Below are 13517 nucleotides of genomic sequence, written 5' to 3' on the forward strand. Positions count from 1 at the left end.
TGTAAATATAGCCAAAATCCTGTGAGTTTTTTATAACTGTCTTAGACTTTTTGCCAAAACAGGCGTATACAATATCGGTCTTATGCACCTCTATATAAGCTAAAACTGGTACCCGTTAGCATCGTATCCAGCTCATGATTGTCCTTTAAAAACCATCATTCAGACCCCATATTGTTTTAAACCTTACCTCATTATAAGAATTAGGAAGAAAGCCATTATGCGTATGCCTGAACCGCGCTCATCGCGTCAGTTAAATCAATTGGCCACTCAGCTCCAAGGCGAAGCTGAAATTAGTGGTGTCAACGCGTCAGGGACGCAAATATCGAGTCGTGCCTTTGAGATGGTCACAGATTTTGAGCCAGCAGGCGATCAGCCGCAAGCGATCAAAAAACTGGTCAACGGTATCAATTCTGGTATGGATGAGCAGTTGCTCTTGGGTGTGACCGGTTCTGGTAAGACGTATACCATGGCGAAGGTCATCGCTGAAACTCAGCGCCCAACAATTATCATGGCGCATAACAAAACGCTTGCCGCGCAGCTATACGGTGAGTTCAAATCATTCTTCCCTAACAACGCGGTTGAATACTTTGTCAGTTATTATGATTATTACCAGCCTGAGGCTTACGTTGCAGCGAGTGATACTTTTATTGAAAAAGACAGCGCCATCAACGATCATATCGATCAGATGCGTCTCTCAGCCACGCGTGCCTTACTAGAGCGTCGTGATGCGATTATCGTGGCGTCAGTATCTTGTATCTATGGTTTGGGTGATCCTGAAAGCTATTTAAAAATGCTATTGCATGTGGTCGTAGGCGATAAAATAGATCGTACGGCGACGATTAAGCGCCTAGTTGAAATGCAGTATATGCGTAACGAGTTGGATTTTGGCCGTGGTACGTATCGTTTGCGTGGTGAGCTGCTAGATATCTATCCGGCTGAGTCTGAGCAATTGGCCGTACGTGTGCATTTATTTGACAATGAAGTGGAGAAGATCACTTGGTTCGATCCATTAACGGGTAAGACCGTGCGTAGCGTGCCACGTATTACCATTTATCCAAAATCGCACTATGTGACGCCGCGTAATAAGCTAGAAGCGGCCAGTCACACCATTCGTGCGGAGCTAGAGCCACGATTGGAATATTTCCGCGAGAATAACAAGCTGATTGAAGCACAGCGCCTCAAAGAGCGTACTCAATATGATCTTGAGATGATTCAGCAGCTCGGCTACTGTAACGGTATCGAAAACTACTCACAGCATCTGTCTGGTCGCCCGTCAGGGGAAGCGCCACCGACCTTGTTCGATTATATTCCAGAGGACGCTTTGCTGTTCCTTGATGAGTCGCACGTGACCGTCTCGCAGATTGGCGCGATGTATAAAGGCGATAGATCACGTAAAGAAAACTTAGTCAATTACGGTTTCCGCCTACCAAGCGCAATGAACAACCGCCCGATGAAGTTTGAAGAGTGGGAGCGTATCAAACCAAAAACCATTTATGTGAGTGCCACGCCAGCCTTATATGAATTAGAGCATAGCGAGCAAGTCGTTGAGCAGGTTGTACGTCCGACTGGTTTGATTGATCCTGAAATTGAGATACGTCCCGTATTGACGCAAGTCGATGATGTGTTATCGGAGATTACCAAACGCCGCGAAAAAGATGAGCGTGTATTGATTACCACGTTGACCAAGCGCATGTCAGAAGATTTGACCAGCTACCTAAAAGAATACGATGTCAAAGTGGCATATTTGCATTCTGATATCGATACTGTCGAGCGTATGCAAATCATTCACGAGCTACGAACTGGCGTGCATGATGTACTGGTCGGTATTAACTTGCTGCGTGAGGGTTTGGATATGCCTGAGGTGTCGTTGGTTGCGATATTTGATGCCGATAAAGAGGGTTTCTTGCGTTCTGAGCGTGCTTTGATTCAGACCATTGGACGCGCCGCGCGTCATATCAATGGTAAAGCCATACTATATGCAGATCGCATCACCAACAGTATGCAAAAAGCGATAGACGAGACGGACCGTCGCCGTGAAAAACAAGTGGCGTTTAACCTTGAGCACAATATTACGCCGAAAGGTGCGCGCCGTAGTATCACGGATAAAATCGATACGGGTGACGATCAGAATGCCAATGACAATCAAGTGATTCCAATCAAGAGTAATCTGCCTGATGTCGATATTAGCATCTTACGTAGTCCTGATTTGCTTGCCAAAGAAATCAGCCGTCTTGAGAAGCTCATGAAACAGATGTCTCGTGACTTGAAGTTTGAAGATGCAGCTAAGACGCGTGACAAAGTATTAGAGTTAAAAGCGCATTTAATCTAAGGTATGATTTGGCTTTTATTCGATGTTAGAAAAGATGAGTTACATATTCTGTAGCTCATTTTTTTGTGCGTCATTTGATATCAGAATCCTTGTAATAATGATCGATGCCACTTACCATATCAGCACTTATGAAAATGAGTCTCTCCATCCATAAATCATATCATTCCAAATAACGAGAGCAGTGATAAACAGTCGTAAGAACTTTCAGTCAAAAGCACTTTGTCTAATAAACTTGGCAAGTCTAACACTGACACTGCGAATTCAATATTTGGTATGGGTACTAACTAGGCGTATTATTCACTGTGCTTACCAATAATTTAATAGAATTAAACTCTAACGAAAACTCACTGGGCATGGCAAAATCTGCCAAGCAAGCAGTCATAGAGTCTTTAGACATCGGTTTTCGTTATCCAGATGACCAGCGTGCAGCGCTGATTACCAAAGTTGCGGATATAAACGGCGTGACAGAGAACCAAATTTCACTAGTCAGTGGCTCTAGTGAAAACATCCGTACGGTCATTCAGATGCTACAAAACCAAGCATTAATATCAGGTAAAAAGTTCCAAGTCATCGTGCCGCATCCAACCTTTGCTTATACTGAGTTGTATGCCACCTCCATCGATGTACCTGTGGTAAAAGTACCGCTAACAGATGAGAGCTATGCCTTTGACTTGCAAAGTATGCAAAAAGTAGCTGCTGACTTCGATGGTATTAGCTTGCTTTATTTCTGCAACCCAAATAACCCAACGGCGACGATTACTGATACCAAGATATTGAAAGACTGGGTAGAGCGCGCGCCAGACAATCACTATTTCTTACTAGATGAAGCTTATTCAGAGTACGTGACAGACCCGAGCTTTGAGAGTGGTGTTACTTGGATAAAAAAGCCGCATTCAGGCAATATCGTTGTGGTGCGGACATTTTCAAAATTGTGCGCCCTCGCTGGCATGCGTGTCGGTTATGCAGTCGCTAGCCCTAAAATGATTGCTAAACTAGAGGCATTTATATCAATTGATAATATCAATTTGTCGGGTGCTGTGGCAGCGTTAGCGACCTTAGATGATGAAGATTTTTTGGCATTGAGCTTGAAAACTGCCAACCAGTCCCGCCAGATGGTCGAGCAGACATTAGATGAGCTTGGTCTACGTTACTTACCATCGCAGGCTAGCTTTATATTCCATGAGATAAAAGGCGATGTGCAGACCTATATCGATAGAATGCGTGAGCATGGTATTGCGGTCGGTCGTGAGTTTGCGCCTATTACTGGTTTCAATCGCTTGACGCTTGGCAGACCTGATGAAATGGCAGTATTCGTTGAGGTACTCAAGTCATTTCGTGAGAAAGGCTGGGTTTAATCAAGCTAGATAAGACGGTTCGATAATATAAAGGGGAAGTTGCTGATTGGCAGCTTCCTTTTTTAATCACTTGCGTTTGAGGTCTCATGTTAGCCTGTCATTTTTACCAACACTAAACGCAGTTTTACATATCGTACCTTAAAAAATCTATTCCTATCTTATAGGATACGTGAACAAAACAAGCATCATTACGCACGCAAAAAAGTACTGAACAATAATCATAAAATTAAGCGTGCTAACGTATCTCATAATTCTAAAGCTAGGGAAGTAACTATGTTCGACATCAAATCATTTTTTAAACGAGAAGTAGAAAAAAAGCTCATCAATGTCGATGACTATATTTTTATGCCGGAGCGCATAGAGATGGAGCTTGAAGGTGGTTTATTGAACTGTGTGTTAAATAGCGATGGGCGCGTGGATATTTTTTATAGTAAGCAAGGTGTGACTGAAGTCGGTTCAGCTTCTCGTAAGCATCCATTTACTGCATTTGAGACAGAGTTATATCATGGTGTATACGATGATGTGATCAATGACTTGACCAAAGAAGTAGATAAAATCATTGATAGCTCTTCTAAGTATTTTCGCCGAGGTAGAGTGTTACCTGTTACAGCGGCCTTATCTTCATCGCCATCTGGTACGGGTAAGTTATAAATCAGTCTGCCCAACCAAATTTATTAAATGACAGAGGCCAATATCTGGCGATAAAAATTTTGGCAATAATTGGCAATAGAAAGTAAGCCAATAGAAAGGGTGCGTTATCTATAACGCACCCTTTTTATTGGTTTACTGATTCTGTTTAGATAACAACTGAATCTATTTGGCAAAACTTGTATAGCAACTCTGGATAGATTTTGCGACGACTTGCGCCACCAATTGGGTGCGGTAGCTTGAGTCAATCGCAGCATTACCTAATTCGACGAGAGTGACCTGCTGAGGTGCTTGCTCACTGACACAACCGCAAACGTTGGTTTTGACAGATTCTTGCTGTGTTTCAGTCATCGCCACACTAGCAACACGCCAAGCAGTTTGTTTTTCGATTTCGCTACGACATTGGTTGTCGATCGCAGCTTTAAATACGTTCATACCGATACCACTTGCGGTCGTTATAGCTGTATTAGCGCTAGTACCAGCAGTCGTACCAGTACCTGTTGATGTACAGCCAGCGAGCGCAAGAGTGGCAAGCATAGCAGTCGAAACGAGAAGTTTTTTCATGTATTAGTCCTTTAATGGGTTATCGGCTCTGCATTTTATCAGTAAAACATATCAATAACACCACTAACCAACACGCTACTTTTCTATTCAAAGGGCGGTCCATAAAAAGAGCTGACCAAAACAGCGTCTTGGCCAGCTCTTTGCGTGTGTATCTGCTTATTTTTCTAAACGTTTTTGCCGTGTTCTTTTTGCTGAATATTTTTTGCGAGTTTATAGCATTCATTGATATGGTCAGTGGCAATTTTCTTAAAAATCGTGTAACCCATGGTTGCTGCGACCAGTTGACCACCCAATGGAATGAACTTTGTCACTTGCTTGGCTGCGATACGACCACCAAAGCCTTGAATGGTTTTTTTAACAATACCACGTGTCGCCATTAGACCCGCAAAATCGACAGTACGGTCTTTAACAGCACTCCAATGAACTTCACGTGATTCTAGATTGATGGCAGACTGGCGGTCTTCAATCAAACCAAATCGTTCACTAATCTCAGGAATCAATTGAGTCAACATGCCAGCATCAACCGCCACATCAAAGAAAGGTACAGGAATGATAGCAACACCAGCAGATACTCTGGCACGTTTTTTTACCATTCCAAGGCATTCTTTTCGGACTTGCTCAAGATCTAAGCTAGGATCGATAGTGTTTGGTAGTTTTTCAGCAGCTGGTGTGGTTTTCATAAAGAATCCTTATAAATAATTAACATGTAAACAATGAAAAGTTCAATAAATAGCAAGTCTCTCAGTTGCCTACTATTTTATGGATTTCTGAGAGCCATACAATCATTGCTTTGTAGCAAAATGCAGAAAATTAGGGTACCTATGCATCCTTTTTGTAAATAAAGGGCTGTATGCAATAGGTATGTACTAAGGGCGTTATTCATTAAAGGTGCTTATTAAACTAAGGATTCTTCAGAATGAATACAACATGGAATGATGTACAGAGATGTTATAGATTGCCGTTGTGGCACTCAGTTAAAGCCAGTAGAATACACCCATGCTAAATTTAACCCCCCGTTATACCAGCACTCGCATCGACGAGTTGCCTACCGCGTTGCAACCACTTGCCGCCCAATCATTGACCCTCGCTCGCCTATACGCGGGGCGAGGTATCACTGTGCCTGATGAGCTTGAGACCAGTCTATCGGGTCTATTACCGGCTGAGGCGCTGCACGGTGTCACAGAAGCAGTGCGTCTATTGGACGTCGCTATCGATGAAGGGCAGCGTATTCTGATCGTTGGCGACTTTGACTGTGACGGTGCAACCAGTACCGCACTGATGATGCGTGCACTCACAAAAATGGGGGCGGTCGTTAACTTCCTAGTGCCAGACCGCTTTAAGTACGGTTATGGTCTGACACCAGAGATTGTAGAGTTAGGCATTAAAACCTATCAACCGGATATGATAGTGACGGTAGATAATGGTATCTCAAGTCATGAAGGTGTGGCTCGCGCCCAAGCGGATGGTATCACTGTGATCATCACTGATCATCATCTCACAACCAAAGAGACGCCACCTGCGGAAGCCGTGGTTAATCCGAATCAACTCGCTTGCGATTTTGCTAGTAAGGCACTGGTTGGAGTAGGAGTGGCGTTCTACGTGCTTGGACGTCTAGCCAAGCTACGCCGAGAGGCTGGTAAGTCTACTGTACAAGTCAGCCAATATTTAGATCTAGTGGCGCTTGGAACCATTGCCGATGTCGGGGTATTGGATAAGAACAACCGCATTTTAGTCCATCATGGGCTGTCGGCAATTCGTCAAGGCCGCTGCTGCATGGGGATATTGGCGCTGCTTGAGCAAGCAGGTCGCGATCCTAAGCAGTTGCATGCACAGGATTTTGGTTTTGTTTTAGGGCCACGTATCAATGCTGCTGGGCGTATGGACAATATGCGTATTGGTATTGAGTGCTTGTTGACAGAAGACTGGAGCACGGCACAGCGATTGGCCCAAGAGCTTGAGCAGCTCAATCGTACACGCCGTCAGGTAGAAGGCGAGATGCGGACGCAAGCAGACAGCATTGTGGCCGCGTTGGCAGCGGGGACGGATAATGATACAGATGAGAGTAGCGATATCATTATTCAAAGTAAGCCTGAAAATAAGGCTGTTAATGGTGCTGATGCTAATAGTGCCAAGCCCAGTGTTGCTAAAAGAAGCATTATTTTGTATCAGGATGACTGGCATCAGGGTGTCATCGGCATCGTCGCTGGTCGATTAAAAGAAAGCCACTATTTGCCTAGCATCGTTTTTGCACCAGCAGATACTGAGCGCACCGATGAAGATAGTGCCATTAAAGGCTCTGCACGTTCTATCGCTGGCGTGCATATTCGTGATGCGATTGAACAAGTGGCCGAGCGTTATCCTGAGTTGATTACTCACTTTGGTGGACATGCGATGGCAGCAGGTTTAACGATTAAGCGTGGTAACTTTGAGAGGTTTGTCACGGCATTTAATGAAGTCATGGCGCAGATGGATGATGAGGTATTTGCTGAGCAGAAATTCACAGATGGGCATTTGCAAGCGAGTGACTTTAGCTTATGGTTCGCTGAACACTTGGCGGATGCCAGTATCTGGGGTCATGGTTTTGCACCGCCGATATTTGATGGTGTCTTTGAAGTATTAAGTTTTAAAGTATTAAAGGATAAACACCTGAAACTCTCGCTGCGTTATCCCGATGTTCAGTATCCGATTGAGGCAATTTGCTTTAACTTTGACAATGATGCATGGGATTACCGTGCCAAAAAAGTGCATGTACTGTTTCAGCTAGATATCAATGAATGGAACGGTAAGCAAAGCTTACAGCTAATGGTAAAAGACTTAGCTGTGGTAGAGCAAGGATAAACAATAGAGTTGAGAAAGCAGAGTTAAGAAAGTAGGACTAAAAGTGAGCAGGCTCAGTGCGTGCAAACTTGAGCGCACTGATATTGATGACTCGTCCTAGATTTACGCTCAGTATTTCCACTCAAGCGTCGGGAACTGCCAGTCATAGCGAATAGCGAGCATACGCAACGTAAAGATCGTCGCCATCGTGGATATATCTGCAATCCAGTCTGTCACGCCTAAATTGGTCAGCGCAAAGTAGAGAATACCACCAGTTAGTGCTGCTGTGATATAAATTTCCTGCTGTAGGACTAATGGAATCTCATTGCAAATCATGTCTCGAATGATACCACCAACGATGATGGTAATCACACCAAGCAATAAAGCCACGGGTACATTGGCACCCATGCTATCAGCGACTTTAATACCGATTAACGTAAAGGCAGATAGGCCAATAGTATCTGATAGTTTGAGAAACTTATCAACGCGTCTAGAGTTGGGATGAAAGAATATCTGCATGACCAATGATGACAGGGTAATAACTGTCAAATAGCTCATATCGACCATCCAAAATAGTGGATGACGATCTAAAATCACATCGCGTACCGTCCCGCCACCGATGGCAGTCACGATAGACACGAGTAGGCAGCCAAACACATCAAAGTTTTTGTGTTTGGCTAATATCGTGCCTGACACACTACAAGCGATGATACCAATCATGTCAAAAACGTATATCAAAGAGCGTGGGTCAAACGTAGTAATCAGTACTGTAGGATCCACAGAGAGGGCCAACATGACAAAGTCTCACAAATTTTCAATGGTTATCAATTGATAAGGTAAGGGCTAATACAAAACCTAAAAATTCGATTAGCCATGATTTCTATCTTAAGCAACTAAGCGGATAGAAGGCAAGTGCCAGTCGAATCTAAGGGCTAGCATACGCACGAAAAAGATAACAAAGAGCATAATAAACTCATTGACCCCAGCACTTACCCCAAAGTACTGTAACACCAGATAAGTGACTGATCCTGCAACGCTGGCCGTGATGTAAATCTCTCGCTGTAGCACCAGTGGTATCTCATTACAGATGATATCCCGTAGCAGCCCACCAAGAATTGCAGTCCATACGCCCATCATCACAGCGATAAGGGGTGCCATGTCTTGTGTCAACGCAATTTTAAAACCAATCACACTAAATGCCGCGAGGCCAATGGCATCAAAGAGTTTGAGCGCATTATCGATCTTATGATACAGATGAAAAAATATTTGTAAAATAAGGGATGTCACAGTGATGACAATCACATAATTGAGGTCGGTCATCCAAAATAATGGATGACGATCCAGCGCCATATCTCGTAGTGTACCGCCGCCAATCGCATTGACCATCGCCACTAAGATACAGCCCGAAATATCGAAGCCTTTATGTTGAGCAAGTAGCGTACCTGCTATCGCGCACGCAATTACGCCCACCATATCTAACAAGTACAATAAAATATCAGGAAAAATTAAAGCATGAGCCATGGTTGTATTACCAAATCTAAATCATCAAAAATAGTAGAATGTTAAATAGCTGAATATAAAACCGCTGGTCATCAAATAGCGGGACATACCCTAACCGTCTTTTGCAAATAGGATCAACCCTACAATAATCAGACCAATACCGAACAATCCCATCGCTGATGGTAGGGTGTTATTGAGCAGTATCATACCGCCAATCAAAGCAAAGATTACCTCACTGGCTTGCGTGGCATCGACACCAGCGACTTCGCTTGAGGTTTCTGCCTTTTCACGGGCATATAAGAAAATACTAGTGGCTGCCACACCTGCCAATAAAGCAACCAGCAGCGTATTAAATACTTGCTTCGTCTCGGGCAATTCAGGATGAACGATCAAACCCAACACTAGCCAAAACGGCACACTGCCCAATGTCATGAGCCATACCTTGTTAAAGGCATTTTGCAGTAAGGTGGTTTGGATAGCGGGAATTTTTGCAATTAAGCCTTGCAGTAGAGAAGGGGTTGGTGCGGCTAAGACAGCATCTGTCGTATGAGCAATACTGATGGAGTCGGCCGGATAGTGAGTATCAATAGCGGATAAAGGCGGCAGCTCAGTTTCCGCCATCTGGCCAGTTGCTTGAGAGGTCGCTTGCGTCGGCGCAGGTGATTCAGTACTTTTCTGCTTGGCATTATAAGAGACCTGCCAAACCAATTGGTTACCAATGGGGTAGCTAAAGGCTGCTACCAACGCAGGCAAAGCACCGTAAAGCAGCATGTCTTTCATAGGGACGGCATCAGCACCCAATACAGAGGCGGCATGTATACCTTCACTAATATTAACCAGCACCACACCGAAAAACACCAATAGTGCATAAGCGATGAATTTCTTATCAAACCGCTGGCCAAATACTATTAAGACGAGCAGACTTGCGACAACGGTAAACATAAAGGTAGCCGCAACGACCCAGCCCGCAGCATGATCAGCCGCGTAGCATATGCCTGTATAGAAAACACCAAAGCCAATACTACCGGTAATGCACCAGAACCCCCAATGTTGACGAAAGATAGTGAGCAGCTCTCTAATACGTCCAAAGCCATGTTGCATAACGATAATGGCGGTGAGAATCAACCACATAAATAAATAGCGAAGGCTGGCTGACCAAAACCAATGTCCACCAGCCGCACTCATCAGCTCATTTAGGATAAACGTCGAGCTAAAAAATGCGCCCGATAATAACCCTAATAAAATGAGTTTGATCATAACTCTATCCTTACACTTGCTTCGCTAGTTATTTAAAGTGTCTATTTACACTTTTATATTGCTATTTGCCCTTGGCATCCGCCCAAATAATTTTGTGCAACTGTAATTGGAAGCGTACAGGTAGCGCATCCACCAACATCCACTCTGCAAGCTCACGTGCTAGTACCGGTACTTCAGGGCTAGGTAAGTTTTTACTAGCATCTTCACTGATGTCATCTGCGACGTTGAACATCGGAGAAAACCATACCGTACCAACTAACTCGTGTAGCTTATGTTTGGTTAACATAGCTTTTGCCCAGTCATAATCAGCGCGGTTCATGATGACAAACTTGATTTGATCGTGCTGAGTCAAATAGTCAAGATTTGACCATAGGTTTTTGTCGACTTCACCTGAGCTTGGTGTTTTGAGATCCATCACCTTACTGACGGCTGGCGGTACATTTTCTACCGTGAGCGCCCCTGCAGTTTCAAGCGAGATTTCATAATCATCGCTTAGCAGTCGCTTCATTAGTTCAATGGCATTTGGCTGGGCTAACGGTTCACCGCCAGTCAGACAAATGCGCTTGCACGGGTGGCTTTTGATGGTGGTGATAATAGCCTCGAGCGACAGGCGCTCACCACCTGTGAATGCGTATTCAGTATCGCAATACACGCAGCGTAACGGGCAACCGGTCAGGCGCACAAATATCGTTGGCAAGCCTGAGGTGATGGCTTCCCCTTGCAAGGAGTAAAAAATCTCTGTCAGGCGTAGACCCGCTTCAGGATCAGTGACAGGGATGGCGGCTGTGCGTAATAGTGATTCACTCATAATATGTCAAATACAGTTAAAGATTGATAAGGCGATTAGGCATCTATCAATCGTAATAAAAAGGCGGGTTCTGATATGGGGATTTTGCGTTTGGATAAAGCCAAACCAAAAAAAGGGATTATAACGCACCACCCTCTATTAAGCTGTAAAAAAGACGCTGAAGTTTTCTTCAGCGTCTTTAATAAAGAGGATCTGTCGCTGTCCGTACTGTTTGGGTACGAGACTATAAGTATTAGAAATACTAGGCTAAGCGTAATAGTTCATTTACTGATGTTTTTGCACGAGTTTGCGCATCTACTTTTTTCACGATGATAGCAGCATACAAGCTGTGTGTGCCATCTTCTGACGGTAAGCTACCTGGTACGACTACTGAGCCAGCTGGTACACGGCCACGATGAATCTCGCCAGTTTCGCGATCATAAATGCGGGTAGATTGACCGATGAACACACCCATAGAGATGACAGAACCTTCTTCAACGATTACGCCTTCAACGATTTCAGAGCGCGCACCGATGAAGCAGTTGTCTTCGATGATGGTCGGGTTGGCTTGCAATGGCTCTAATACACCGCCGATACCAACGCCGCCTGATAGATGGACGTTTTTACCGATTTGGGCACATGACCCAACGGTCGCCCATGTATCAACCATAGCGCCTTGATCAACGTAAGCACCGATATTGACATACGATGGCATCAATACCGCACCAGCTGCGATGAACGAGCCTTTACGAGCAACGGCTGGTGGTACAACGCGTACGCCAGCTTCTTTAAACTGCGCTTCTGTCCAATCAGCAAATTTAGTTGGCACTTTGTCATAGAACTGCACATGCTCACCAGCGGCTTGAACATAGTTGTCGTTCAGACGGAAAGATAGTAAGACTGCCTTTTTCGCCCATTGGTTGACGACCCACTCGCCATCTTTCTTTTCAGCAACACGTAGGCTACCGTTATCTAGTTGCTCAAGCACCTGCTCGACAGCATCACGTACGTCTTGCGGCATAGTGCTTGGGCTATATTCGTTACGGTTTTCAAAAGCTTGTTCGATGGTTTGTTGTAATGACATAAAAAATCCTAACGTTAGTTAAAGGTAATTAAAAAATAAATCGTACTTATAGTTAAATGTTTGCTTAGTTTCAGTTAAATACTTGCTTAAATTTGGACTGAAAAATTACTTGCCGTATTGTCGCTAATTTGACCGCTTTTAGCAAATAAGTTCAGTGTCTCATTATGTCTGTATTATAAAAAATATGAATAGGACTGCTTAAAATGACTCATGCATCGTGGTCTAAGCGTCCGGCGTCGTACTTTTTATCCATGCTAACAGGTCTTGATAGACAACTTTATGGTCTGTTTCATGCAGTACTTCGTGACGCATATTGAGATAAAGCTGAATATCGACTCGGCTAAATTTTTGCTTGTTCAAGCGCGAGACAATCTTACGGATGCCTTTACCCATTTCACCAATCGGATCCTCCTCTCCGCTCACGAATAGCATCGGAAAATCTTTGGCAATCGTTGTCGCCCAGCCCTTGTTTAGCCCTGTATTCATTAAGGTAAATAATGTCATAAAGCCATTGTTAGTAAAGTCAAAGCCCGTTTTTGGGTCGGCTTCATAAGCTGTAATATTGGCCGTGTTTTCACTTAACCAAGCAAACTGTGATGAGGAATCTCGGTCAGACAGCTGACTATTAAGCACTTTATTCATTACGTTGGAAAACACCGTATTTGGCTGTCTTGGCGCCACTTTTGCTAGCAACTTATTAATAGGCAATAAAACCTTGGTTAACGGGTTTGCATCCGCAGTACCCATCAATATCGCCCCTGAAAAATTACGCGCGTGATGCTTGAGCACATTGCGTACGATGAAAGAGCCCATAGAGTGTCCCAGCACAAAGTGCGGTACATTAGGATGACGCGATTTTAGGCTATCGGCCATGACGATCACGTCTTTTAGCAATGACTGTACAGGATGCTCATCTCCAAAAAACCCCAGATCAGCCTCAGTCTTTACGGTTTGCCCATGACCCAAATGATCATAAGTTGCCACCGCGATGCCGTTGTCTGCCAAAAACTGTGCAAAGTCGCTATAGCGCCCACTATGCTCTGCCATGCCATGTACAATCAATAACGTGGCACTGATATCAACGCCTGCATCGCTTGGTTCAAAAAATTTATGGTGCAAGTAGTGAGTATTGTCGGAGGAGAGAATATGGTCGTTACTGGTACTCATGTAGTATTC

The 13517-nt window shown here is 44.2% G+C and carries 12 protein-coding genes; 4 read left to right on the plus strand and 8 right to left on the minus strand.

Annotated features, from left to right (window positions below; genetic code table 11):
- Positions 1-217 precede the first annotated feature (217 nt).
- The 3 genes from uvrB (at position 218) to IP510_RS06365 (ending at position 4335) form a co-directional block, all read left to right on the plus strand.
- Positions 218-2329 (plus strand): excinuclease ABC subunit UvrB, encoded by a 2112-nt coding sequence (uvrB, locus tag IP510_RS06355; protein WP_194363929.1) that lies wholly within the window; start codon positions 218-220, stop codon positions 2327-2329.
- Positions 2330-2631: 302 nt separating this feature from the next.
- Positions 2632-3684, plus strand: a complete 1053-nt coding sequence (locus IP510_RS06360; protein WP_320154181.1) for a histidinol-phosphate transaminase — start codon at positions 2632-2634, stop codon at positions 3682-3684.
- Positions 3685-3957: 273 nt separating this feature from the next.
- Positions 3958-4335 carry a hypothetical protein gene (locus IP510_RS06365; protein ID WP_194363930.1) on the plus strand — a complete coding sequence of 126 codons (378 nt, stop codon included), beginning with the start codon at positions 3958-3960 and terminating at the stop codon, positions 4333-4335.
- 162 nt (positions 4336-4497) lie between these two features.
- Here the strand turns inward: IP510_RS06365 and IP510_RS06370 are convergent, their stop codons facing one another.
- A complete protein-coding gene (locus tag IP510_RS06370) occupies positions 4498-4896 on the minus strand; it encodes a hypothetical protein (RefSeq protein WP_194363931.1) in 399 nt (132 codons plus the stop codon).
- 164 nt (positions 4897-5060) lie between these two features.
- The gene (locus IP510_RS06375) at positions 5061-5576 is read right to left on the minus strand and encodes a hypothetical protein (RefSeq protein ID WP_194363932.1); all 516 of its coding nucleotides are present in this window, start codon (positions 5574-5576) and stop codon (positions 5061-5063) included.
- 316 nt (positions 5577-5892) lie between these two features.
- Between IP510_RS06375 and recJ the strand changes: the two genes are divergently transcribed.
- Complete coding sequence (gene recJ, locus IP510_RS06380) at positions 5893-7734, plus strand: single-stranded-DNA-specific exonuclease RecJ (protein ID WP_194363933.1); 1842 nt, start codon at positions 5893-5895, stop codon at positions 7732-7734.
- A 108-nt stretch (positions 7735-7842) separates the two neighbouring features.
- On the opposite strand, the gene IP510_RS06385 is transcribed toward recJ, so the two are convergent.
- From IP510_RS06385 to IP510_RS06410, 6 genes are all read right to left on the minus strand, one after another.
- Positions 7843-8508, minus strand: coding sequence for a trimeric intracellular cation channel family protein (locus IP510_RS06385; RefSeq protein ID WP_194363934.1), 666 nt, complete (start codon positions 8506-8508; stop codon positions 7843-7845).
- 90 nt (positions 8509-8598) lie between these two features.
- Positions 8599-9234 carry a trimeric intracellular cation channel family protein gene (locus IP510_RS06390; protein ID WP_194363935.1) on the minus strand — a complete coding sequence of 212 codons (636 nt, stop codon included), beginning with the start codon at positions 9232-9234 and terminating at the stop codon, positions 8599-8601.
- Positions 9235-9324: 90 nt separating this feature from the next.
- On the minus strand, positions 9325-10470 hold the full coding sequence (locus IP510_RS06395; RefSeq protein ID WP_194363936.1) for a multidrug resistance efflux transporter family protein: 1146 nt from the start codon (positions 10468-10470) through the stop codon (positions 9325-9327).
- Positions 10471-10531: 61 nt separating this feature from the next.
- The gene (locus tag IP510_RS06400; protein WP_194363937.1) at positions 10532-11278 is read right to left on the minus strand and encodes a radical SAM protein; all 747 of its coding nucleotides are present in this window, start codon (positions 11276-11278) and stop codon (positions 10532-10534) included.
- A 241-nt stretch (positions 11279-11519) separates the two neighbouring features.
- Positions 11520-12341: a 2,3,4,5-tetrahydropyridine-2,6-dicarboxylate N-succinyltransferase gene (dapD, locus tag IP510_RS06405; RefSeq protein ID WP_194363938.1), complete on the minus strand. Its 822-nt coding sequence runs from the start codon at positions 12339-12341 to the stop codon at positions 11520-11522.
- Between the two features lie 222 nt (positions 12342-12563).
- Positions 12564-13508 (minus strand): alpha/beta fold hydrolase, encoded by a 945-nt coding sequence (locus tag IP510_RS06410; protein WP_194363939.1) that lies wholly within the window; start codon positions 13506-13508, stop codon positions 12564-12566.
- Positions 13509-13517 lie beyond the last annotated feature (9 nt).

This window comes from Psychrobacter sp. NG254 (assembly GCF_015277735.1).
Classification (GTDB): Bacteria; Pseudomonadota; Gammaproteobacteria; order Pseudomonadales; family Moraxellaceae; genus Psychrobacter.

Coding starts and splice junctions, on each gene's coding strand:
- dapD (WP_194363938.1), bottom strand. CDS start 12,341: ATGTCATTACAACAAACCATCGAACAAGCTTTTGAAAACCGTAACGAA.
- IP510_RS06400 (WP_194363937.1), bottom strand. CDS start 11,278: ATGAGTGAATCACTATTACGCACAGCCGCCATCCCTGTCACTGATCCT.
- uvrB (WP_194363929.1), top strand. CDS start 218: ATGCGTATGCCTGAACCGCGCTCATCGCGTCAGTTAAATCAATTGGCC.
- IP510_RS06370 (WP_194363931.1), bottom strand. CDS start 4,896: ATGAAAAAACTTCTCGTTTCGACTGCTATGCTTGCCACTCTTGCGCTC.
- IP510_RS06395 (WP_194363936.1), bottom strand. CDS start 10,470: ATGATCAAACTCATTTTATTAGGGTTATTATCGGGCGCATTTTTTAGC.
- IP510_RS06390 (WP_194363935.1), bottom strand. CDS start 9,234: ATGGCTCATGCTTTAATTTTTCCTGATATTTTATTGTACTTGTTAGAT.
- IP510_RS06410 (WP_194363939.1), bottom strand. CDS start 13,508: ATGAGTACCAGTAACGACCATATTCTCTCCTCCGACAATACTCACTAC.
- IP510_RS06385 (WP_194363934.1), bottom strand. CDS start 8,508: ATGTTGGCCCTCTCTGTGGATCCTACAGTACTGATTACTACGTTTGAC.
- IP510_RS06375 (WP_194363932.1), bottom strand. CDS start 5,576: ATGAAAACCACACCAGCTGCTGAAAAACTACCAAACACTATCGATCCT.
- IP510_RS06365 (WP_194363930.1), top strand. CDS start 3,958: ATGTTCGACATCAAATCATTTTTTAAACGAGAAGTAGAAAAAAAGCTC.
- recJ (WP_194363933.1), top strand. CDS start 5,893: ATGCTAAATTTAACCCCCCGTTATACCAGCACTCGCATCGACGAGTTG.